This window comes from Kluyvera intermedia, from assembly GCF_034424175.1.
In the GTDB taxonomy this organism is placed as follows: Bacteria; Pseudomonadota; Gammaproteobacteria; order Enterobacterales; family Enterobacteriaceae; genus Kluyvera; species Kluyvera intermedia.
Window position 1 is genome coordinate 2,449,069 of sequence record NZ_CP139986.1, and the last position, 21,540, is coordinate 2,470,608.

The window sequence follows — 21,540 nt, forward strand, 5'->3', positions numbered from 1 at the left end:
CCTCAAATACATTTAAAGTAATCAAAGGGTTCACGGCAGCTTTCGCAGCGATACAGCGCTTTGCAGGCCGTGGAACCGAATTCGCTAATCAGCGAGCTGTGGGTGCTGCCGCAGCGTGGACAGAGCACATCCTTCGGCATTTCGTCGGCGTGACAGGCGTGGGCCTGCGGCGGGCTGATGCCGTACTGGCGCAGGCGCTCGCGGGCGTCCGGGCTCATCCAGTCGGTAGTCCACGGCGGGTCAAGCTGCAACACAATGTGCACCGGGGTGTAGCCGTGCTCGGTCATCACCGCGCGAATTTCACCTAACAGATGTTCGGTTGCCGGGCAGCCGGAATAGGTTGGCGTGAAGCCAATCACCCAGCCGTCGCCGTGACGATCTACACTGCGGACCATGCCGAGGTCGGTAATGGTCAGCACCGGGACTTCCGGGTCGGGGATGGCGCTTAGCAATCCCCAAACGGTATGCACCTCAGCGGGCGCGATGGTGGCAAGACGTTGCATAGCGACCTCCGTTTACCACTGCTGACCGGGGTAAGCACGTTGCAAGTACTGCATCTCTGCCAGCATCGGCCCCAGATGTTCACTGTGCAGCCCCTGTTTCCCGCCGCTACGGAACGCCGCTTCTTGCGGGATCTGCAAACCGGAATCGAGCAGCGCGGTGTGCACCGTCGCCTGCCATTCGGCCTGTAGTTCACGCGGATCGACGGCGATCCCCTGCGCAATTAATTCGATCTCTAGCTCATCGGCCTGGAACAACTCGCCGGTGAAGCGCCACAGGCTGTCCACCGCTTGTTGCATCAGGTTTGCCGAGTGTTCGGTGCCGTTACCCAGACGCTCCAGCCAGCCGCGGCTAAAACGCTGGTGATAGCGCACTTCTTTCAGCCCTTTGGCGGCGATAGCGGCAAGCTGCGCGTCACGGCTGTTGACCAGGCGGCTGAACAGCGCCACGTGCCAGACGTCGATAAAGAACTGACGGGCGATGGTGTCGGCAAAGTTGCCGTTCGGCTGTTCGACCAGCAGCAGATTGCGGAACTGACGTTCATCGCGACCAAAGGCCAGCGTGTCTTCGTCGCCGCTGCCGTTGAGTTCAGCGGCATAGCTGAGAAAATTGCGCGACTGACCCAGCAGGTCGAGTCCGATATTAGCCAGCGCCAGGTCAATCTCCAGCTCCGGCGCATGACCGCACCACGCGCCTAAACGCTGGGCCAGCACCAGGCCGTTATCGCCCAGACGCAGGGCATAGGTGGCAACGGGATTCAGGTTATTCATCGTTGCCTCACATATGTTCCATGCCGTCCGGCACGGTGTAGAACGTCGGATGGCGGTAGACTTTGCTCTCTGCCGGGTCGAAAAACGCACCGCGTTCTTCCGGTTGCGAGGCGACAATTTCGCTCGCCTTCACTACCCAAATCGAACAACCTTCGCTGCGACGGGTGTAGGCATCGCGCGCGTTTTCCAGCGCCATCTGGTCATCGGCGGCGTGCAGACTGCCGACGTGACGGTGAGACAAACCTTGTTTGCTGCGGACAAACACTTCGTATAACGGCCAGTATGTTTTGCTCATCTTTATTCTCCTTAGGCGGCGCTGCGGGCCTGCTGTTTTTCGGCATGCGCCAGCGCGGCTTCGCGCACCCATGCCCCCTCTTCCCAGGCTTTGCGTTTTGCGCCCAGACGTTCGTGGTTACAGATGCCACGCCCGTTGATGACTTCATTAAGTTCCTGCCAGTCAATTTCGCCGTAGCGGTAGTGACCGGTAGCTTCGTCAAGCGTCAGGTCAGCGTCCGGCACCTGCATGCCGAGGATTTCCACCTGCGGCACGGTGTTGTCGACAAAGCGCTGACGCAATTCGTCATTCGAGTGCAGTTTGATTTTCCACGCCATGCTGCGGGCGCTGTTCGGCGAGTTGTCATCGCTCGGGCCGAACATCATCAGCGCTGGCCACCAGAAGCGGTTGATGGCGTCCTGCAGCATCTGACGCTGTTCTTCGCTCCCTGCCGCCAGCGCCATGCAGGCTTCAAAACCCTGACGCTGGTGGAAGCTCTCTTCTTTGCAGATTTTGACCATCGCCCGGGCATACGGGCCGTATGAGGTGCGGCACAGCGCCACCTGATTGACGATCGCAGCGCCGTCGACCAACCAACCGATGACGCCGATATCCGCCCAGGTCAGGGTTGGATAGTTAAAAATGGAGGAGTACTTCATCTGCCCGTCGAGCATCTTCTGATACAGATCTTCACGCGCGCAGCCGAGGGTTTCGGCGGCGCTGTAGAGGTACAGGCCATGTCCGGCTTCGTCCTGAACTTTCGCCAGCAGAATCGCTTTGCGGCGAAGCGTTGGGGCGCGGGTTACCCAGTTACCTTCCGGCAGCATGCCAACAATTTCCGAATGCGCATGCTGACCAATCTGACGAATCAGCGTTTTGCGGTAGGCATCCGGCATCCAGTCCTGCGGTTCGATGGCGGTATCCTGCGCGATGCGCTGGTCAAAGCTATGTTCTTCTGTCACGTCATCACCTTATGATTCCGATAAATTCAACAAATCAATTTTTGCGAATCACTTTGTTTTATAAAAGTTACATCTTAGTTAAATAAAACCACAAATTTTGTTTGTGAATTTTGTGATGAGTACCGCAAAGGGTTTTATTAATCCTTTTATAAACAGGCTTGTATCACTATCAGGGATAGTGTCCTCGATCGCATTGTTAACAAATTATTAAAATCAGGCTTGCATTTTATGATTCAGAAAAGAACTATTTATAGCGAGATTACGTAACATATCTGGAGAATAACCATGCAGCAGTTAGCCAGCTATTTATCCGGCGCCTGGCAGACCGGCCGGGGCCGCACCCGCACCATTCATCACGCCATCAGCGGAGAAGCGCTGTGGGAAGTCACAAGCGAGGGGCTGGATATGGCGCAGGCGCGCCGGTTCGCCATCGAGCACGGCGGCAAAGCGTTACAGGCGATGACCTTTATTGAACGCAGCGCAATGTTAAAAGCGGTGGCGAAACATCTGCTGGAGCTGAAGGCCGATTTCTACGCGATTTCCGCCGAGACCGGCGCGACGCGTGCGGATAGCTGGGTGGATATTGAAGGCGGTATCGGCACCCTCTTCACCTACGCAGGTCTCGGCAGCCGTGAACTGCCGGACGATACCCTGTGGCCGGAAGATGAGCTGATCCCGCTGTCCAAACAAGGCGGCTTTGCCGCGCGTCACGTGCTGACCTCCAAATCCGGCGTGGCGGTGCATATCAACGCCTTTAATTTCCCCTGCTGGGGCATGTTAGAAAAGCTGGCCCCCACCTGGCTTGCCGGGATGCCCGCGATCATCAAACCGGCCACCGCCACCGCGCAGCTAACCCAGGCGATGGTCAAAGCGATTGTAGATAGCGGGCTGGTGCCGGAAGGCGCGATCAGCCTGATTTGCGGCGGCGCGGGCGACCTGCTCGACCAGCTTGATCATCAGGACGTGGTGACTTTTACCGGCTCAGCAAAAACCGGGCAGCAATTGCGCGTGCATCCAAATCTGGTGGCGAAATCTGTTCCCTTCACCATGGAAGCGGACTCGCTGAACTGCTGCGTGCTGGGCGAGGATGTGACGCCGGAACAGCCTGAATTTGTGCTATTTATCCGTGAAGTGGTGCGTGAGATGACCACCAAAGCCGGGCAAAAATGTACCGCTATTCGCCGGATTATCGTGCCACAGGCGCAGGTGAAAGCGGTGAGCGAAGCGCTGATTGCGCGTCTGCAAAAAGTGGTGGTCGGCGACCCGGCGCAGGAAGGCGTGAAGATGGGCGCGCTGGTCAACAGCGAGCAGCGTCAGGACGTGCAGGACAACGTGAATCGTCTGGTGGACGCCGGATGTGAAGTGCTGCTGGGTGGCAAAGCCGATCTCAATGCTGCCGGGGCATTCTTCCCGCCGACGCTGCTGTTCTGCGCGCAGCCGGATGAAGTGGCGGCGGTTCACGCTATTGAAGCGTTTGGCCCAGTGGCGACGCTGATGCCGTATCAGAATAGCGAGCATGCGATGCAGCTGGCACGCGCCGGTGAAGGTAGCCTGGCGGGAACGTTAGTGACGGCAGATGGTGCACTGGCGCGTGCGTTTATTCTCGGTGCTGCCCGCGCCCACGGGCGAATTCAGGTGCTGAACGAAGAATCTTCCGTCGAATCTACCGGCCACGGTTCACCGCTGCCGCAGCTGGTACACGGCGGCCCGGGACGTGCGGGCGGCGGCGAAGAACTCGGCGGCCTGCGGGCGGTAAAACACTACATGCAGCGCACCGCGATTCAGGGCAGCCCAACCATGCTTGCGGCTATCGGCCAGCAATGGGTGCGCGGCGCGCAGGTGGCAGAAGACCGCATCCACCCGTTCCGCAAATATTTTGAAGAGATCCAGCCCGGTGACAGCCTGCTGACCCCACGCCGCACGCTGACCGAAGCGGATATCGTCAACTTTGCCTGCCTGAGCGGCGATCACTTCTACGCTCACATGGACAAAATTGCCGCCGCCGAGTCGATTTTTGGCGAGCGCGTGGTACACGGTTACTTCCTGATTTCTGCCGCCGCGGGGCTGTTTGTTGACGCGGGCGTCGGCCCGGTTATCGCCAACTACGGCATGGAAAACCTGCGCTTTATCGAACCGGTAAAACCGGGCGATACCATCCAGGTGCGCCTGACCTGCAAGCGCAAAACGGTGAAACGCCAGCGCAGCGCCGAGGAGAAAGCCACCGGTGTGGTGGAATGGGCGGTGGAGATTTTCAACCAGCATCAGCAGGCGGTGGCGCTGTACTCCATTTTGACGCTGGTCGCGCGTCAGAACGGGGATTTCCCCCAACAGTAACTCGAACGGGCGCCCCCCTTGTGGACCCTCTCCCTTTTGAAGGGAGAGGGTTACGGCTTCATAATTAAAAAGAGTTTTCTTCATGTTTATATCCTGCCAGCCCCCTCACCCTAGCCCTCTCCCCAAAGGGGCGAGGGAATCGTACTGTGCACCGAGTTAGCACCTTCATTGAACCCGTAAAAATAACTGGCATAACTGACCAATAACCTGGCAAGCGTGAGCAAACGTATCGTGACGTTTGGCTGTTAGGTTAAGAGACTGGAACCGAAAAGCCTGGCACGGCACAACATAACGATAAGATGAGGTCACAATGTCTAACGCTTTGATTCAAAAGACACGCAAAACCGCACTGGCGCTGGCTATCGCCCTGTGTTGCGTCGGGACTGGCCCCGCGTTCGCCCACGGTGGCGAAGCGCATATGGTCCCTATGGACAAAACGCTGCAGGAGTTTGGCGCTGACGTTCAGTGGGATGATTACGCGCAGGTGTTTACCCTGATTAAAGACGGTGCCTACGTGAAGGTGAAGCCGGGCGCGAAAACCGCGATCCTCAACGGCAAATCACTGAACTTACAGGTGCCGGTAGTGATGAAAAACGGCAAAGCGTGGATTTCTGAAACCTTTATCAACGACGTTTTCCAGTCCGGGCTTGATCAGACTTTCCAGGTCGAAAAAGTCCCTCACCCGCTGAACTCGCTGTCATCAGCAGAGATTGGCGAAGCGGTCACGATTGTTAAAGCCGCACCGGAGTTCCAGGCCAATACGCGTTTCACCGAAATCTCCCTGCATGAGCCGGATAAAAAAGCCGTATGGGATTTTGCCCTCAACGGTACGCCGGTTAACGCCCCGCGCACCGCCGACGTGGTAATGCTCGACGGCAAGCACGTGATTGAAGCGGTGGTCGATCTGCAAAACAAAAAGATCCTCTCCTGGACACCGATCAAAGACGCCCACGGCATGGTGCTGCTTGATGATTTCGCCAGCGTGCAGAACATCATTAACGCCAGCACCGAGTTTGCTGACGTGCTGAAAAAACACGGTATCCAGGACACCAGCAAAGTGGTCACCACCCCGCTCACCGTCGGTTACTTCGACGGTAAAGACGGCCTGAAACAGGACGCACGCCTGCTGAAAGTGGTCAGCTACCTCGATACCGGCGACGGCAACTACTGGGCGCACCCGATTGAAAATCAGGTCGCCGTCGTTGACCTTGAGCAGAAAAAAATCATCAAGATTGAAGAAGGTCCGGTGATCCCGGTACCGATGCAATCCCGTCCATACGATGGCCGCGACCGCGTCGCAAAATCGGTGAAACCGCTCGAAATTATCGAACCGGAAGGCAAAAACTACACAATCACCGGCGATATGGTTGACTGGCAGAACTGGGACTTCCACCTGCGCCTGAACTCGCGCGTCGGGCCGATTCTCTCCACCGTGACCTATAACGACAACGGCAAAAAACGTCAGGTGATGTACGAAGGATCGCTCGGCGGGATGATCGTGCCTTACGGCGACCCGGATGTGGGCTGGTACTTCAAGGCGTATCTGGATTCCGGCGATTACGGCATGGGCACCCTGACCTCGCCAATCGTGCGCGGCAAAGATGCGCCGTCTAACGCCGTGCTGCTGGATGAAACCATCGCCGATTACACCGGCGCGCCGTCCACCATTCCACGCGCCGTCGCCATCTTCGAACGCTACGCCGGGCCTGAGTATAAACACCAGGAGATGGGCAAACCGAACGTCAGCACCGAGCGCCGCGAACTGGTGGTGCGCTGGATCAGCACCGTCGGTAACTACGACTATATCTTCGACTGGGTGTTCCACGAAAACGGCACCATCGGCATTGACGCCGGGGCCACTGGCATTGAAGCGGTGAAAGGCGTGCTGGCGAAAACCATGCACGACCCGAGCGCCAAAGACGATACCCGCTACGGTACGCTGATCGACCATAATATTGTCGGCACCACCCACCAGCATATTTACAACTTCCGCTTAGACCTCGATGTCGATGGCGAAAATAACAGCCTGGTGGCGATGGACCCGGAAGTGAAGCCAAACACCAGCGGCGGCCCGCGCACCAGCACCATGCAGGTGAATCAGTACAGCATTGAAAGCGAGCAGAAAGCGGCGCAGAAGTTTAACCCGGGCACCATCCGCCTGCTGAGCAATACCACGAAAGAAAACCGCATGGGCAATCCAGTGTCCTACCAGATTATCCCTTACGCAGGCGGCACGCATCCAGCAGCGACCGGCGCAAAATTCGCCCCTGACGAGTGGATTTATCACCGTCTGAGCTTTATGGATAAGCAGCTGTGGGTCACCCGCTATCATCAGGATGAGCGTTACCCGGAAGGGAAATACCCGAACCGCTCGATTCACGACACCGGTCTGGGGCAGTATGCGAAGGACGATGAGTCGCTGGATAATAATGATGATGTGGTGTGGATCACTACCGGTACCACCCACGTGGCGCGCGCCGAAGAATGGCCGATTATGCCGACGGAATGGGCGCATGCGTTGTTGAAACCGTGGAACTTCTTTGACGAGACGCCGACGCTGGGTGAGAAGAAGAAGTAAGGTGATTTGAGCGCTAAACGGCGATAAATCCGGGGGATGGGTTTATCGCCGTTTTTTTGTTTGAGGGGCTGGTTTGTGCCAAGAGCGGACGTAGATTGAAGCTAGCCTGCAAAAATGACTTTTATCCTTTTAGTTAACTTAACGTGCCGTATTGCTTGTTGAAGAACAATGTTTACGCAAAAAATGAATGAGCGTTCATTCATATCTGAGTTATGATTCACTCAATTCAGTCTGTTATCAAAGCAAACAAAGGCAAATTATGACCAGTACAACGCTCAGACTTTTATTTCCTCAATGGCAAGGAGGCAATAATCCCCCCTATCATCTTGGGTCGCTTCTTCTCTCGTATCTTTCCCCCGGATCGGATGGCCCTATTGAGTCTGTTCCGGTCGATGAGCCCACAACGGAGCCACAGCCCGTAGTGGATGGCATTACCGCTAAACCCCAAATTATCAGGCAACTCAACGATGCAGCCACTCTGATTGAGAAACATAATCCCGATTCAATTGTCGTTTTTGGTGGCGATTGCCTGGTATCACTGGCTCCTTTTGCCCATCTGCTTAATAAATACGGTGATAAACTGGGTGTGCTCTGGATTGACTCTCATCCTGATGTGCAGACTGCAAAACAATATCCGAATGCCCATGCCCATGTTCTTGGAGCGCTAATTGGAACGGGTGATAAAGATTTAGTTGCTCATGTATCAACCAGACTCAACCCTTCAAAAATAATGATTGCAGGTATCCACGATCCACTGCCTTATGAAGCTGAATATCTTGCTAGTCATAGCATTGAGACGGTAGGTCCTGAAAAGGTTAAAAACGACGCGAACGATGTCACTGAATGGATCGAGAGAGAAAATATTGAACATCTGGCAATACACATTGATCTGGACGTTCTCGATCCGTCACTTTTCCGTTCGGTTCTTTTCGCCAAGCCTGGCAGAGGAGAACATGACTTTGGTGACGTCGCAGAAGGTAAACTATCCATGGAAGATGTTCTAAATCTGATAGATCAGGCAACCTCAAAAGCGGAAGCTGTCGGCCTTACGATTGCGGAACATCTGCCGTGGGATATGCTGAATCTCAAGAATATGCTCAGTGCGTTACCGCTGATGAAGTAACATCTGATTCCTGGAGCCAGACTACCGAGTTCAACACTGGCTCCAGGAATAAAAGCGCGCTACAGTCCGGATACCAGATTAAACATAATAGTCAACATGTTAAAGAAAACCGAAACCTACCGTAAACTGATTACCGCTGCTGCTGCCTGCTTTGCAGAAAAAGGCTTTAGTGCGACAAGCGTGCGTGAAATTTCTACCCGGGCTGGGATCAGTCAGGGAGCGATGTACACGTATTTCAAAAGCAAGGATGACCTCATCAAGGCAATCGTTCTTGAAGAGCAAAATTCTGCATTAACAGCCCATAATGCTCCTTATAACGGCACTTATTTCGACCGCCTTTGCGAGCAGATTACTTCGTGCATAAGCGATGTAGGATACCCAGTCACGCATCAACTGTGGGTTGAAATCATGGCGGAGTCTGCGCGGAACCCTGAATTGCAAAAAACGTATATTTCCAGTGATACCATCATGCGGCAAAGTATTGCAGGGATTATCGCAGAAGGTATTGCTGCGGGAGAGTTTCGCCGGGGCATTAGCCAGGAAGAAACCACGATTATACTTTTTGCCTTTATCGATGGTTTAATCGCACGCAAAGCCATAAACGCGTCCTTCTCTTTTAGCCGTGACCTGCCTATGTTTTTTGAGCTAATGTCAAAATTATTGAAATAATGCCAAACAGGTTTAGTCAAAACGATAACCCACGAATCGCAAATGTCTGTTCCTAGCTCATAGCAGACCTTCAGCGCCACGAGTTTGTCTGCTGTGTGCCAGAAGCTGACATCACTGCTTTACGGCTGCAGCAGCAACGTCGACTTGATGTGCAAACATGCCTTATTTATTTAAGAATGACTGAACCGCGCTGGAAAACCGTTCTGGCTGATCAAGCATGATAAAGTGAAAACTGTCATCGATTCGTGTGAAATGGATATCGGGCGTATTGGTATAGGCTCGACGGTACATTTCATCCACGCCGGATGCAGGCACCCCGAATAAGGCGTCATACGCATAAACGATCTCAATCGGTGCTTTAATGCGGCCAAGTTCGGGGCGCAAATCGGTAATCATCAATTCATACACAGCATCTGCAATGGTTCTGCGATCGGAACTGAGCCCGGCAGCCACCAGAGCAGGCCTCACCGCCTCGGTCCTGGCTAAACGGGCTATGGATGTTTTCTGAAACGCTACAAATTCTTCCGGCGATTGCGCCAGTATCCAGTCCCTTGTAGCAACAGCACGCTGGGAAGCTGTTTCGCTGGTCGCCGCAGGGTCAATCATTAACGTATAGAACGGCAAAGCATCGACAATCATTAAGCGACCAACCAGGTCAGGATGCCGCGCACCTAACATCAATGCAATCTCCCCGCCAAGTGAATGACCAATGATCGCCGGAGCTTTGATGTGTTGGGTGCGGATGTATTCAGCGATGGCGTCAACGACTGGAGCGATGATTTTACCGTCCCGGTTGGAAATAGCAGGCGTACTCGCAAAGCCCGCTAGCTCTAAAATGTGAACGCGGTGGCTCAACTGTAAACCTGATACTAAATCGGTCCAGATTGCGCGAGACGACGCCAGCCCTGGAATCAATATGACATCCGTTCCTGAGCCTTGCGTTTGAACGGAAATAAGCTGCAAGTTCGGATGTTCTGATGATAGGGGCAGAGATTGAGCTTTGACCATCGGGATGAAGACAGACGCCAATAATAAAGCCCCTCCGAGCATCGCACGAATAGAACCTGTAAAAGACGGTTTTCCATGATGCATTAAAATAATTTCCATAAAGATCTTCGTTTTTGGAGTTTTATAACGCAGACAGACTAACGCGATGAAGGTAGGGGGCACTACCACCATATTTAGGGTTGACCCCGGTCGATGAGGGAAGGTATCAGATAAAGATCGCTGCGCGCAGAAACAGATAAATTATGCAGCCGTACAGATCTGATGTCCGCTCCTCGCTCATAGCAGCATGATGGTGTTGCAAAGCCGTTAGCTGGACGCCGCCTGATAACAGGTTTCCATTTCATCGAGTGCAGCCTGGTTTTCTAACCCCCATTGGTACATTTGCTCAATGGGTTCGGCAAAGGTTCTGCCTAGTGGGGTCAGTCGGTAGTCGACTTTGGGTGGGATCACGTCGTACACATGGCGGGCAATCAAACCTCGCAGTTCCAACTCTTTCAGCGTCTGGAACAGCATTTTCTTAGAAATCCCCTGCAGGCTACGCTGTAACTCGCCGGTGCGCGCGCGTTCATCCGGCCAGTGATACAGCGCGTGCAGCACCATTGTGCTCCATTTAACGGAAAAGAGTTCCATCAGACGGCGCGGCGGCGAGTCCGCATAGAAATAAAGTTTACCTTCAACCCAGGCTGGCACTGTTCTGTCCTCTGCTTATGGTCACCAAATGGTAACTACTATCAATATGGGATCCTGTTGACTATAGTCTGCCCTCTTGAGTTAGCCTAAACCAGTACATTCTTGAGGTGAGATGAAGATCAATGCATTAGTCGCACATGACGCGACACAACCCTTACTATCAGGCCAGATTTCGCTGCGCCCGTTACAGAAACAGGATGTCAAAATTGAGATCCTCTATTGCGGCGTGTGCCACTCCGATCTCCATATGGCGCGTAACGAATGGGCGGTAAGTCAATATCCACTGGTGCCAGGGCATGAGATTGTCGGGCGAGTGATAGACGTTGGCGACGAGGCCACCCATTTTAAACCCGGTGATATCGTCGGTGTGGGCGTGATGGTCGACTCTTGCCGCGAGTGCCATTTCTGCAAGAACCATGAAGAACAGTACTGTGAAGCCGGCTTTACGGCTACTTACAATGGCATGGATAAATATACCGGCGAAAGAACCCGGGGCGGCTATGCCCAGAGCGTGATTGTCGATCAACATTTTGTTGTTTCTGTACCGCGCAACCTGTCTCTTGCCGGGGTTGCTCCGCTGTTATGTGCGGGGGTGACTGTCTGGTCGCCGCTGCGCCATTTCAACGTTACTGCAGGCGATCGCGTTGGTGTTGTGGGCCTGGGAGGGTTAGGCCATATGGCCGTGAAACTGGCCAGTGCGATGGGGGCGGAAGTGACGCTGTTTACAACCTCCCCGGAGAAGGGAGAAGATGCCCGTCGTCTGGGTGCAAAACGGGTCGTGGTATCGCGCGATGCCACGCAAATGGCGGCCTGCCAAACCTCGCTGGATTTTATCATTGACTGCGTGGCGGCACCGCACGACCTTAATCCTTATCTGGCCACGCTGAAAACCAATGGCCGCCTGGTGTTGGTAGGTATTCCAGACCAACCACACGACTCGCCGAATATTACGTCCATGGTGTTTCGGCGTTTAAGCATCAGCGGCTCGTCGATTGGCAGCATTCGGGAAACCCAGGAGATGTTGAACTTCTGCGGCGAGCATAATATTACCGCCGATATTGAAATGATCGGTGGCGAAGATATTGAGGCTGCCTTCGCCCGTATGCTTAAGGGAGACATTAAGTATCGCTTTGTCATCGATATGCAGGCCACGCGCTGGTAGTGGAGCGACAGGCCCATAGCCGTTCCGGGCCGCCATTTCTGGCCGCTTAGCGTCAAAGCGGACCTTCTGCTCAGTTAGTTCGGCTGCTGTGTGCCAGGAACGGACGTTACTACTAGCTCAAGCAAACCGCTCCTTAGCCCTTAATGAAGAATGGAGGTATTGGTATAAATAGGTGAATATCGGAATATCTCCAACAGGGAAAGGGACGTTTTTAGGGGATAACTATATTATCACCTAGTGGCCGTAAGAATATGCGCAGAGAGAACATATTTCACAACAGCCACCTTAGTTTTATGAAAAGTCATAAACCGTAGGAATATTTAAACGCATTTAAACGTCAGGCGAGCAACGCCATTAACAAGTAAGTGTGTATCAATATCAGTTCTGACTTCTTTCATAGATTTATTTTGTACCCTACAGAAATCAGAAGCCTTTTTTGTTGCAGTGCCAATAGCGCCTCGTATACGACCTGCAGCAGGAGCAGCTTCTACCTCAGTGAGGTAGTTCCCATTATCCAGTTTTTTGACATCGGACTGATATGTCAGACCCAGGCCTTGAAACTGTGTTTTATCATTTTGCACAGAGCAACCGCTTAGAAAAGTACCAATTAAAATGGTGGTGGCAATTACTAGTGTTTTCATGTAAAGAACAATCCTTATGTATTTGGTTAGTCTCTATTCTACAAACTGAAATACAACATAAATTAAACCAATTGCTATTTATAGATTTGCATACAGCTATCGTATTGAATATTTAGAGAAATAAATCACACTAACCGAAAAACAAGAACGTCAGGTGAACTGTTCAATATGATTCAGAACACATCGATGTAAATATGGATCCTTAACTTCCACTTCTTGCTCTTAGCAGTCGTTATGCCCCCTTCAGGCATGTCTGGTTCGAAACAACAGCCCACCATCACAGAATATAAAAGCATGAGTTCAACGCTTTACCCGCTGCATTACCGTGGTATTTCGCTCATTTCTGCGAGCCGCCTTCCAGCAAACGGTATTGCCCGGCGTCGGTAAGCGTTGTATCGTATTGTTGTACCTGCAAAATCAGGTACCAGGATTGGAACCCTGTCCCAACTTCATCGACGACATAATGCGCGTTAGCGCTTTTTTTATGTCGTGCGCACGGTCACATCTCAATGGTGGGCCAGGCGGGGGCATCGCAAGATGCGCCGGTGTCGATGAGGCCGGTAGTTCCAACCCCGTCTGGTTCCACCACCAACGAGATTGGAACCTCTGGTAGTGGCCATCACCACAACTCATCGGAGGCTGCCCCATGGCGACACCCCTCACCCCTGTCTGCACTTCAGACTCCGTCCCAGATTTTACCCACTGCGAGTTCTATTCACAGGTTGAAGCACGCGCGATCCCTTTATACGGCGAGTGGATGGCTCAAGCCGGTTTTATTAACGGGATGCCGGTTAAAATTCGCGTGATGAAAGACTGCATTGTGATTACCCCGCAAAATACCCGCGAGCTTTGGGGCTGTCTTGAAGGTATGAGCGCAACCTATATCAATCAGCGAAAAGTCAAAGCATGGCTGAAAACCTTTCCCGGCGCGCTGCAGGATACCGGGGATATTACGCTGATTAAGCGACGTAAACGCTTCTGACAACAGGGGCAAATGTTCGCCCCTGACGAGTGGGAAAAGTCGCGCGTCTTTAGCGGATCAACGGCGATAAAACCGGGTTAGGTTTATCGCCGTTTTTTTGATAGGCGAGTTTGTATCAGCCCCAGACATCAAACATGGTTTTATGTAAGGGATCGTGCGATTAGTGCAGTTGCAATACTCATAAGATTTCGCTCGCTGCCGAATAATGAGCAAATCAAATACTCGACTGTTGGAACTACGTGCAGCGATACCGCTCCGGCCGGTCGTCAACAATTTGCGGCTTTACGCACCTTCACGAGCCTGGCGCCATTCTTCGTGGATCTTCTGTACTTTAACCCACAGTTTTTTAAGCGACGTCTCAGGAATGTTTTCGAAAGTCAGACCGAATTCATCTCCCAGCACGTCTTGCCACTCTGGTAAAGATGTTGAGGTGTGAGTCGTCACGGCTTCGCCATCGGTTTTTGTCAGCACACAACCTCGCATAATCGTTTTGCCATGTGGTTTCCGAAGCTGTGCCGTAACAACTTTGGCATATCCGGATTCTGGGGAATGCATATTAAAGTGATGCCGGTCTACGAAATCACTCATAGAAGCGCATTGCTCAGCCATATTCACGCCCGCGATCCAACACGATGGATCGGCAATGAGATGCCAATCACCCACGCCGCCCTTGCCCACGGCTTCCATACCAAACTGCATCGAATCCTGGCAAACGGTCGTATTCATCAGAGGCATTTGTTCATGGAGCGCATCACCAAGGCCGACATCCACCCACCATCTCCCGTTAGGATTCGTTTCACTCGGCAGTCCCTCAGCGATGATAGCTGCATGGTTTTCCAGTTTTATATGCTCAGGGCCTTCTGCACCGTGGACGTTTGCTGGGTGAAGACTCACACGATAACCAAGGTGGGTAAGTAGCGTATGTAAGCCGCCATTCAACTGAAAACAATAACCCCCCCGTCGGGTTGTTGCCGCTCTCCTGAAACTTTCCATGGCGTCAATTCCCCAATCCTGCCCAAGGTGGATCCAGAATGTTTCGTAAGGGATCCGCTCTACATGCGCTTGATGTAAACGGGTAAGTGCCTCGATGGAGGGTTTTTCGGCGTCAAGGCCAAGGCGAGCCAGATAGGCTTTTACTAAATCGTTCATGATAATGTCATATTCCTAAGTCTGTGCGAGGTTGCTCAGCGATATCATCGTCAGATTAACAGTCTGTAGATATTGTCTTGTCATTTTTGAGAGTTTATCAGCACACAGATTTTGTGTTTTAAAAGTCCTGATGGCGTCAGATACATGCTGAATCGACTCCATATTAGACATCTTTCTATCAATACAGGCATTTACAACTGAAAGTGACTGTATTTTAATATCCACATTCAGTACTGTGTAGCGTCTAAATTGAGAATGATGCTTTCATATTTGAGAGGACTGGATGGACTTAAATGCCTTAAAAATGTTTGTTCTGACAGCCCGCTGCGGTAGCCTTTCTGCAGCAGCGCGGGAAAACAACATACCGCTTCCGACGCTAAGCCGTAGGATCGCTGAACTTGAACATGAGCTGGATGTTGTTCTGCTCGAACGAACGGTAAAAGGTTGCAGAGCGACAGAGGCGGGGAAAAAATTGCTGGATCAGGCCAGTTCGGCCATTGATACGCTTAATGATGCCGAGCAATTCCTCACCACTGCCGATTCCCGCATTACAGGCCGATTACGCCTGACAATGCCTCAATCACTTGAACCGTGGTGGGAGATCATCAGGCAGTTCCAGCGGATATATCCGGGTATTGCCATTAATGTTTATACGACTGAACGTCGAGTGGATTTAGTGTCTGAAGGTATTGATGTTGCACTGAGGGTTGGAAGCATCTCTGATGATGATGTCGTTGCGAGCCATCTCATGGATTTCAGGCATATTCTGGTCGCCAGCCCGGCGCTTTTTCAGGGCAGTGAACACCCCAAAGAGCCGTCAGACCTGATGAAGTACCCCTGTGCCGCCTGGGGTTCGGTGATAGGCGCGCGCCCGGTGTGGATGCTCGGTGAACATACCTATGATGTTCCAGCGACCTTCATCGTCAATGATTATCTTCATCTGCGCTCAGGAGCCCTTGCGGGTGACTACATTACCGAGTTACCTGCTTTTTTTGCTGCGGAATACATTCATAGTGGAAAACTGATTGAGGTTTTACCTAAGACACGCTTGCCCTTCTCATCATTGAATCTGGTTTATAAAAAACACAGACATGTTTCCACCGCGGCCAGAGCCTACATAGAATTCTGCAAGGATAATGTGAATGTGTTAAGGGAAAAAAGCCGCGTTCCCTCAGATAATGAAAATGTGGTTCCTTAAGCTTATTTTTCAGTTAATCAAACCGATGGCGTAGAAATTATCAATATCGTTAACTTTCGGTTATTTCTACGAGTCGCATAACAGCAAACTGAAGAGTTTCTTGCCCTCCTCCTTTGACTTTACAAATATGTATCACATAAGTTCTAATTGTGTGAATAACCCTGCAAAGGCACTTCACCGTGAGGATTTCAAAATGGCTCCCTTTCACCAACTGACTGCCACCAGTCTACGTGGCGAACTCATCCCCATGTCAGACTATGCTGGCAAGCTGGTACTGGTGGTGAATACCGCCAGCCATTGTGGTTTCACGCCACAATACGCAGGGCTTGAAGCGCTATACAAGAAATACGCCGCACAGGGTCTTGTGGTGCTGGGTTTCCCCTGCAACCAGTTCGGCAAGCAGGAACCCGGCGGTACTGATGAAATCGCGCAGACCTGCCACATCAACTACGGCGTGAGCTTTCCGGTGTTCGAGAAAGTCGAGGTCAACGGCGCAGCAACGCACCCGCTGTTTCGTTATCTGAAAGAGGAATTGCCCGGCGTACTGGGTGGGCGGATCAAGTGGAACTTCACGAAGTTTTTGATTGGACGCGACGGTAAACCGCTTAAACGTTTTGCCCCCATCACGACCCCGGAGAAGATGGAAGCTACAATCGTTGCTGCGCTTAAACGCTAAGCATTGCTGTCTTCGCGTGATGATGAAGTTCGCGCCAAACGCTAATCAACAAAGGGATGCGACATGCGGTTTAACTCTTGCAAAGCATTAATTCTTTGCAAAATGGTTGCCGGGGCTACTGTCGTCATTTTTCGCCATATCCATTAATAACGCGATACCAATATAATTGCTCCAGTTAAAGGTATTTTGCAGTACCACTACCGCATTGCCTTTTTCCTTATCAAAACCGATAAAACTGGAATAGCCCCCAATATACCCTACCTGATAAGTGATTTTTTCCTGTTCGATAAAGTCGGTGGCCCAGGCAATCCCCTGTAAACCGCCTGGTCTTTGAATATCGGTATTGCTGACTTCGTTAAATACGCTATCCAGTAAGCGGTTGTTGGTCGTCGATACATGATAGCGGGCATAGGTGGCCAGATCTTCGGCGTTACTGTATAAACTCGCAGCCGCCACCATGTTGTTGGAAAAATGCCAGTCTGGAGTGAGTTGTCCGCGCGCAATGAATTTAGGCTGGTCACCCGCGTGGCCAAGCGCACGCTGCGGATATCCTTTTAACTTCTGCGGCGTAAAACTGCTATTAGCCATGTGCAACGGTCGAAATATATAGTGCGAGGCTAAACTCTGTATATCTTCGCCGGTTTTATGTTTCAGGATATAGCCGATCAAAGCGTAGCCAATATTGGAATATTCCGGCGTTTTATGCTGTGGTGCCCGCCAGTTGGCCAGATAACGCAGCACGTTATCGCTATCCAGTTCACCATAAAAATTCTCCCCGCTGCCCAAATAACCGATGAATTTTCCCAACATCGGAATATCCATATTCTGACGCGGCAAGCCGGAGGTGTGAGTCACCAATTCCAGTAGAGTAATTTTTTGTGCATCCGCGCTAAGCGGTGCATCCGCGCTAAGCGGCGTATCCGGCGCAAGCAATGTCGCCAGATTATCATCCCAATGCAGTCGGCCTTCATTCACCAGACAAGCCACCACTTCCGCCGTAATCCCTTTGCTGAGCGAGCCGAGGGCAAACAGAGTATCAGGCCTGACCGGGTAGCGATGAACCGCATCAGTTACGCCCCAGCTGTAAAACTGCGGTGAACCGTGGTTGTGGATCACCGCGACCGTCATCCCAGGAACAGATTTTTGCGCCATATAGTGACGCACCACGCTATCAACGTCGCCGTCCAGCGACTGATGAGTGAGGAGTTCCTGGGTACCTGCCGGGGATGACATTTGCGAAAGCGTACCGCAACCGCTTAGTGACGGGATAACAATCACAAGCCAGCGAAATGATTTAAGTCTGTTCTGCATACTTCTTAATGTGAGCGGGGGCGTTTGTGTGCCGGAAATGTACCACACTTAGCCTGCCGGAAAGCAAGAAAGGATAAGTTACACAACGGAGTTAGCCTATTAGCGCCTTCGCCCTGGCTTTAATATCCGCTAACTCCAACTGCGTTATCGTGCCTTTTTTTACCACTTTCCATGCTCGCCAATCCACACTGGTGACCTGATCCGCGAGCGCAAATGAATCACGGTTTCCGGAGAGTGCGACTTCGAAGGGATAGCCTTTCACCTGCGTGGTACAAGGAACGGCCCCACTTTATTGCTATAGGCAAACGGGGTCAGCACGACAGCAGGTCGGTGACCACCTTGTTCATGTCCTGCGACGAGGTCAAAGTCTATCCAGATTAAATCCCCGGAATCCGGGACGAAGCGAGAAACCATCAAATGAGTTCCTTACCAACCGGCTTACCGAAGTCGACCTTGTCATGCACGTTCTCAGGCGTGATGCCAGAAAGCAGCGCATCCATTTGTTTAAACATGCCCCGTGTAGACATTACGCTGCCATCGTGCATCGTCATGCCCGATGGCGCTTCGCTTATCGGGCCTACAACTCAGTTAATACCGCACACACACCGACTTCGTTTCACACCAGTCATTCAGCCAGTCCGGACCAAAATCACGCCCGGTTCCCGACTGTTTCATGCCGCCAAACGGCAGGTTGGCGTCGATAAGCGTATGGCTATTAACCCACACCGTACCTGCTTGCAAACGGTCGGTATAGCTCAGCGCCTGCGTCAGATCTCGCGTCCACACGCTGGCGGTCAGGCCAAAATCACTGTCGTTGGCGAGGCGCAGCGCTTCTTCGCCGTCGGCAACGCGCACCAGGTTAACCACCGGGCCAAACACCTCCTCACGGGTCAACCGCAGGTTCGCGTCCGGGTTAATCACCAGCGTCGGCGGAACATAGAAACCCTGTGCATCCGGGCCGACATTGCCGCTGATCAGTTCCGCATTTTGCTGCCGGGCTTCGTCGAGATAAGCCGCCACTTTGGCGCAGTGTGCTTTCGATACCACTGGGTTAATCTGGGTAGTTTCCAGCATCCCAGGTCCGACTTGCATCGACTTCACCGCCTGTTCAAAACCGCTTACCAGCGTGTCAAACAGCGGCGCTTCAATATAGATACGCGAACTGGCAGCGCACACCTGCCCTTGGTTCAGGAAGCTACCGGTCATCAGCCCTTCGATTACCCACTGCGGGTCGGCATCTTTGAGCACGATAGCCGGGTTTTTACCGCCTAATTCCAAAGTCACGCGGGTCAGGCGGTCAGCCGCAACGCGGGCAATCTGCTTGCCGGTAGCGGTGGAGCCGGTAAAGCTGACTTTTGCCACCTGCGGATGCGAGGTTAACGCCGCGCCGCATTCCGCACCGCTGCCGGTGACCACGTTGAATACGCCATCCGGCACGCCCGCTTCTGTCGCCAATTCCGCCACACGCAGCAGGGTCAGCGGTGTGGTTTCCGACGGTTTGATGACGATGGAACAGCCCGCCGCCAGCGCAGGCATCACTTTCCACATGCCAATCATCAGCGGGAAGTTCCACGGCACAATCCCGGCCACCACGCCAACCGGCTCTTTTTTAGTCCACGCCTGATAGCGTGCGCCCTGCGGGAACGGAATCGACACGTCCAGCGTACGGCCGCTGATCTTGGTGGTCAGCCCAGCGGTGTAGCGCATCCAGTTCAGGGTGCAACCCACTTCAAAAGCGCGGGAAATATTAATTGATTTGCCCTGCTCCAGCGTTTCAAGCTGCGCCAGTTCTTCGCCATGCTGTTCCACCAGGTCGGCAAAACGTAGCAAGATACGCTCACGATCCGCAGGCGTGCGCCCGGCCCAACTGCGAGAAACAAACGCCCGCCAGGCGGACATCACCGCACGATCGACGTCGCCTGCATTCGCGTCCGCCGTGCTGGCAATTTCCTGCCCGGTGGCCGGGTTCCAGACGGTCAGGCGTTTTTCACTGTGAGCTGCCTGCTGTGCACCATCAATAAACAGGCCATGCTGGCGGTCGAGGAATTGTTGTACGCTTTCGAGCAGTGCCACTTGTTGTGCAGACATATCGTCACCTTATTCTTCACGAGGAGTGATTTCAGTCTACGGCGGGTGAACAGATACCGCTTTCGTCTCTGTGACATTCGCTGTTGCGGCTGTGACAGACACCGCAAATCGACAGATTGCGTTGGCAGAAATGTGTGGCAGGTAATAGTTCTTTCCTATATTCCACACTTCAGCCTTTTTTAATGCAACATAAATGCAACAATAACCATACATTTTTATTTCAGAGATGACTTATGGCGGCGGTAGATAGCGGCGAGAAGTACCAGGACTGGCTAGCGAAGATTAATCAGGTCTGCGGGCAGTTTGCTGCGCGTCAGCTGGACGGTGATTTTCATGGGGAAATTGATACCAGCTATGCGGGCAGCCTGAAACTGAGCACCGTCACCTCGCGCAACGTCAATTTATATCGTACGCGTCAAGAGATTGGTCGCGGCAACGATGCCTGGTTCTACACTGTTTTTCAACTCTCCGGCCAGGCCAGTATTGAACAAGACGATCGCCAGGTGAAGCTGGAAGCTGGCGATATGACACTCATCGACGCCTCGCAGCCGTGTTCTATTCTCTGGCAACAAACCTCACGCCAGGTTTCCCTGCTCCTGCCTCGTCAGTTACTGGAAAACCAGCTGCGCGGAAGTGCAATAAGTGTTGCCACGCGTCTGGATAAATCCTTACCAATGGTACAACTTAGCCAGCGTTTACTGCATGAAAGCATGAGCAGCCCCATGTTGTCCGCCAGCGAAAGTGAAGCCGCGCTTGATGCGATTGTCTGCCTGCTGCGTCCCATGTTGCATCAGCAGGATGTGCAGCCCTCGCGCCGAGAGAAACAGTTTTCGCGCATTATGGCGCTGATTGATGATGCAATTCAGGAAGAGCACCTGCGCCCGGAGTGGTTGGCAGGCGAAACGGGGATGTCGCTGAGAAGTTTGTACCGGCTGTTTGCCGACCAGGGTCTGGTGGTTGCGCAGTACATCAAAAATCGACGTTTAGATTTGTGCGCCCGCGCGCTGCAAAGCGCGCGTGATGATGAAAAGCTGGCGGGAATTGGCTATCGCTGGGGGTTTAGCGACCACAGTCATTTCTCGACCGCCTTTAAGCAGCGGTTCGGCATGTCGCCGGGCGAGTATCGTAAACGCGGTCGCTAAACGGCAATCGCATTAATTATCTTTAATCAACTGTGCGACATCGCTGCTATTGATTTGACGCTCATTGCCATTCTGATCGGTATAGCGCGTCATACCCGTTTCTTTATCCAACTGCGGTTTACCCTCTGTGACAATCGTCTGGCCGCTTTTGGTGGTCATGACATAGTTGGTCGTGCAACCTGCCAACGCCAGTAACATCGCGCCCATTCCCAGAACGTAAAATGTCTTTTTCATGCTCTCTCCGTTTTTATCCCCACACCATGTGGGCTTAAGTCTGTTTAT

The 21,540-nt window shown here is 52.6% G+C and carries 22 protein-coding genes and 1 pseudogene; 10 read left to right on the plus strand and 13 right to left on the minus strand.

The genetic code is table 11. The features are described from left to right. Positions 1-2 precede the first annotated feature (2 nt). Genes paaD through paaA form a run of 4 tightly spaced genes read right to left on the minus strand, consistent with a single transcriptional unit; the run spans position 3 to position 2,507 of the window. Positions 3-503, minus strand: coding sequence for a 1,2-phenylacetyl-CoA epoxidase subunit PaaD (gene paaD / locus U0026_RS11830; RefSeq protein WP_062773512.1), 501 nt, complete (start codon positions 501-503; stop codon positions 3-5). Between the two features lie 12 nt (positions 504-515). Next, complete coding sequence (gene paaC / locus U0026_RS11835) at positions 516-1,271, minus strand: 1,2-phenylacetyl-CoA epoxidase subunit PaaC (RefSeq protein ID WP_062773510.1); 756 nt, start codon at positions 1,269-1,271, stop codon at positions 516-518. A 7-nt stretch (positions 1,272-1,278) separates the two neighbouring features. Continuing rightward, positions 1,279-1,566 carry a 1,2-phenylacetyl-CoA epoxidase subunit PaaB gene (gene paaB, locus U0026_RS11840; RefSeq protein ID WP_062773507.1) on the minus strand — a complete coding sequence of 96 codons (288 nt, stop codon included), beginning with the start codon at positions 1,564-1,566 and terminating at the stop codon, positions 1,279-1,281. Positions 1,567-1,577: 11 nt separating this feature from the next. Continuing rightward, positions 1,578-2,507 carry a 1,2-phenylacetyl-CoA epoxidase subunit PaaA gene (gene paaA / locus U0026_RS11845; RefSeq protein ID WP_062773505.1) on the minus strand — a complete coding sequence of 310 codons (930 nt, stop codon included), beginning with the start codon at positions 2,505-2,507 and terminating at the stop codon, positions 1,578-1,580. A gap of 285 nt (positions 2,508-2,792) precedes the next feature. On the opposite strand from paaA, the gene paaZ reads away from it, so the two are divergent. The 4 genes from paaZ to U0026_RS11865 all read left to right on the plus strand — a co-directional run bounded on the left by paaZ (position 2,793) and on the right by U0026_RS11865 (position 9,211). Next, positions 2,793-4,841, plus strand: coding sequence for a phenylacetic acid degradation bifunctional protein PaaZ (gene paaZ, locus U0026_RS11850; RefSeq protein ID WP_062773502.1), 2,049 nt, complete (start codon positions 2,793-2,795; stop codon positions 4,839-4,841). A 310-nt stretch (positions 4,842-5,151) separates the two neighbouring features. Further along, a complete protein-coding gene (gene tynA / locus U0026_RS11855) occupies positions 5,152-7,419 on the plus strand; it encodes a primary-amine oxidase (protein WP_062773499.1) in 2,268 nt (755 codons plus the stop codon). Between the two features lie 259 nt (positions 7,420-7,678). Further along, positions 7,679-8,542 carry an arginase family protein gene (locus U0026_RS11860; RefSeq protein ID WP_062773496.1) on the plus strand — a complete coding sequence of 288 codons (864 nt, stop codon included), beginning with the start codon at positions 7,679-7,681 and terminating at the stop codon, positions 8,540-8,542. A 96-nt stretch (positions 8,543-8,638) separates the two neighbouring features. Then, entirely contained in the window at positions 8,639-9,211 is a 573-nt protein-coding gene (locus U0026_RS11865; protein WP_062773492.1) for a TetR/AcrR family transcriptional regulator, read from the plus strand. Between the two features lie 162 nt (positions 9,212-9,373). On the opposite strand, the gene U0026_RS11870 is transcribed toward U0026_RS11865, so the two are convergent. Next, complete coding sequence (locus U0026_RS11870; protein WP_062773759.1) at positions 9,374-10,318, minus strand: alpha/beta fold hydrolase; 945 nt, start codon at positions 10,316-10,318, stop codon at positions 9,374-9,376. A 207-nt stretch (positions 10,319-10,525) separates the two neighbouring features. Beyond that, the gene (locus U0026_RS11875; RefSeq protein ID WP_062773490.1) at positions 10,526-10,909 is read right to left on the minus strand and encodes a winged helix-turn-helix transcriptional regulator; all 384 of its coding nucleotides are present in this window, start codon (positions 10,907-10,909) and stop codon (positions 10,526-10,528) included. A 112-nt stretch (positions 10,910-11,021) separates the two neighbouring features. Here U0026_RS11875 and U0026_RS11880 point away from each other — a divergent pair, with 112 nt between their 5' ends. Beyond that, complete coding sequence (locus tag U0026_RS11880) at positions 11,022-12,071, plus strand: NAD(P)-dependent alcohol dehydrogenase (RefSeq protein WP_062773487.1); 1,050 nt, start codon at positions 11,022-11,024, stop codon at positions 12,069-12,071. Positions 12,072-12,391: 320 nt separating this feature from the next. On the opposite strand, the gene U0026_RS11885 is transcribed toward U0026_RS11880, so the two are convergent. Beyond that, positions 12,392-12,712, minus strand: a complete 321-nt coding sequence (locus U0026_RS11885; RefSeq protein ID WP_004197483.1) for a hypothetical protein — start codon at positions 12,710-12,712, stop codon at positions 12,392-12,394. A 509-nt stretch (positions 12,713-13,221) separates the two neighbouring features. Here U0026_RS11885 and U0026_RS11890 point away from each other — a divergent pair. Further along, positions 13,222-13,518 (plus strand): ash family protein, encoded by a 297-nt coding sequence (locus U0026_RS11890; RefSeq protein WP_126440749.1) that lies wholly within the window; start codon positions 13,222-13,224, stop codon positions 13,516-13,518. Further along, positions 13,449-13,694 (plus strand): SymE family type I addiction module toxin, encoded by a 246-nt coding sequence (locus U0026_RS11895; RefSeq protein ID WP_303740920.1) that lies wholly within the window; start codon positions 13,449-13,451, stop codon positions 13,692-13,694. The genes U0026_RS11890 and U0026_RS11895 overlap by 70 nt, the downstream gene beginning before the upstream one ends. 282 nt (positions 13,695-13,976) lie before the next feature. Here the strand turns inward: U0026_RS11895 and U0026_RS11900 are convergent, their stop codons facing one another. Next, positions 13,977-14,843, minus strand: a complete 867-nt coding sequence (locus tag U0026_RS11900; protein ID WP_062773481.1) for an arylamine N-acetyltransferase family protein — start codon at positions 14,841-14,843, stop codon at positions 13,977-13,979. Positions 14,844-15,126: 283 nt separating this feature from the next. Here U0026_RS11900 and U0026_RS11905 point away from each other — a divergent pair, with 283 nt between their 5' ends. Both U0026_RS11905 and U0026_RS11910 read left to right on the plus strand, forming a co-directional pair. Beyond that, positions 15,127-16,041 carry a LysR family transcriptional regulator gene (locus tag U0026_RS11905; protein WP_062773477.1) on the plus strand — a complete coding sequence of 305 codons (915 nt, stop codon included), beginning with the start codon at positions 15,127-15,129 and terminating at the stop codon, positions 16,039-16,041. A 193-nt stretch (positions 16,042-16,234) separates the two neighbouring features. After that, entirely contained in the window at positions 16,235-16,717 is a 483-nt protein-coding gene (locus U0026_RS11910; protein ID WP_062773475.1) for a glutathione peroxidase, read from the plus strand. A gap of 87 nt (positions 16,718-16,804) precedes the next feature. On the opposite strand, the gene U0026_RS11915 is transcribed toward U0026_RS11910, so the two are convergent. The 4 genes and pseudogenes from U0026_RS11915 to U0026_RS11925 all read right to left on the minus strand — a co-directional run bounded on the left by U0026_RS11915 (position 16,805) and on the right by U0026_RS11925 (position 20,116). Continuing rightward, complete coding sequence (locus tag U0026_RS11915) at positions 16,805-18,028, minus strand: serine hydrolase domain-containing protein (protein ID WP_062773472.1); 1,224 nt, start codon at positions 18,026-18,028, stop codon at positions 16,805-16,807. Between the two features lie 91 nt (positions 18,029-18,119). After that, positions 18,120-18,442: pseudogene (gene mazF / locus U0026_RS11920) on the minus strand (endoribonuclease MazF). Continuing rightward, complete coding sequence (locus U0026_RS22840; RefSeq protein ID WP_444979799.1) at positions 18,442-18,555, minus strand: AbrB/MazE/SpoVT family DNA-binding domain-containing protein; 114 nt, start codon at positions 18,553-18,555, stop codon at positions 18,442-18,444. The pseudogene mazF and the gene U0026_RS22840 overlap by 1 nt, the downstream one beginning before the upstream one ends. A gap of 61 nt (positions 18,556-18,616) precedes the next feature. Continuing rightward, a complete protein-coding gene (locus U0026_RS11925) occupies positions 18,617-20,116 on the minus strand; it encodes an aldehyde dehydrogenase family protein (RefSeq protein ID WP_062773470.1) in 1,500 nt (499 codons plus the stop codon). Between the two features lie 233 nt (positions 20,117-20,349). Here U0026_RS11925 and feaR point away from each other — a divergent pair, with 233 nt between their 5' ends. Beyond that, positions 20,350-21,258, plus strand: coding sequence for a transcriptional regulator FeaR (gene feaR, locus U0026_RS11930; RefSeq protein WP_062773467.1), 909 nt, complete (start codon positions 20,350-20,352; stop codon positions 21,256-21,258). 12 nt (positions 21,259-21,270) lie between these two features. On the opposite strand, the gene U0026_RS11935 is transcribed toward feaR, so the two are convergent. Further along, positions 21,271-21,492, minus strand: a complete 222-nt coding sequence (locus U0026_RS11935) for a YgdI/YgdR family lipoprotein (protein ID WP_062773464.1) — start codon at positions 21,490-21,492, stop codon at positions 21,271-21,273. Positions 21,493-21,540: the final 48 nt, after the last annotated feature.

Bases quoted from the DNA above. Each gene is read 5' to 3' on its own strand.
- paaD (WP_062773512.1), bottom strand. From the start codon at position 503: ATGCAACGTCTTGCCACCATCGCGCCCGCTGAGGTGCATACCGTTTGG.
- paaC (WP_062773510.1), bottom strand. From the start codon at position 1,271: ATGAATAACCTGAATCCCGTTGCCACCTATGCCCTGCGTCTGGGCGAT.
- paaB (WP_062773507.1), bottom strand. From the start codon at position 1,566: ATGAGCAAAACATACTGGCCGTTATACGAAGTGTTTGTCCGCAGCAAA.
- paaZ (WP_062773502.1), top strand. From the start codon at position 2,793: ATGCAGCAGTTAGCCAGCTATTTATCCGGCGCCTGGCAGACCGGCCGG.
- tynA (WP_062773499.1), top strand. From the start codon at position 5,152: ATGTCTAACGCTTTGATTCAAAAGACACGCAAAACCGCACTGGCGCTG.
- U0026_RS11860 (WP_062773496.1), top strand. From the start codon at position 7,679: ATGACCAGTACAACGCTCAGACTTTTATTTCCTCAATGGCAAGGAGGC.
- U0026_RS11865 (WP_062773492.1), top strand. From the start codon at position 8,639: ATGTTAAAGAAAACCGAAACCTACCGTAAACTGATTACCGCTGCTGCT.
- U0026_RS11870 (WP_062773759.1), bottom strand. From the start codon at position 10,318: ATGGAAATTATTTTAATGCATCATGGAAAACCGTCTTTTACAGGTTCT.
- U0026_RS11880 (WP_062773487.1), top strand. From the start codon at position 11,022: ATGAAGATCAATGCATTAGTCGCACATGACGCGACACAACCCTTACTA.
- U0026_RS11885 (WP_004197483.1), bottom strand. From the start codon at position 12,712: ATGAAAACACTAGTAATTGCCACCACCATTTTAATTGGTACTTTTCTA.
- U0026_RS11890 (WP_126440749.1), top strand. From the start codon at position 13,222: ATGGTGGGCCAGGCGGGGGCATCGCAAGATGCGCCGGTGTCGATGAGG.
- U0026_RS11900 (WP_062773481.1), bottom strand. From the start codon at position 14,843: ATGAACGATTTAGTAAAAGCCTATCTGGCTCGCCTTGGCCTTGACGCC.
- U0026_RS11905 (WP_062773477.1), top strand. From the start codon at position 15,127: ATGGACTTAAATGCCTTAAAAATGTTTGTTCTGACAGCCCGCTGCGGT.
- U0026_RS11910 (WP_062773475.1), top strand. From the start codon at position 16,235: ATGGCTCCCTTTCACCAACTGACTGCCACCAGTCTACGTGGCGAACTC.
- U0026_RS11915 (WP_062773472.1), bottom strand. From the start codon at position 18,028: ATGCAGAACAGACTTAAATCATTTCGCTGGCTTGTGATTGTTATCCCG.
- U0026_RS22840 (WP_444979799.1), bottom strand. From the start codon at position 18,555: ATGTCTACACGGGGCATGTTTAAACAAATGGATGCGCTGCTTTCTGGC.
- U0026_RS11925 (WP_062773470.1), bottom strand. From the start codon at position 20,116: ATGTCTGCACAACAAGTGGCACTGCTCGAAAGCGTACAACAATTCCTC.
- feaR (WP_062773467.1), top strand. From the start codon at position 20,350: ATGGCGGCGGTAGATAGCGGCGAGAAGTACCAGGACTGGCTAGCGAAG.
- U0026_RS11935 (WP_062773464.1), bottom strand. From the start codon at position 21,492: ATGAAAAAGACATTTTACGTTCTGGGAATGGGCGCGATGTTACTGGCG.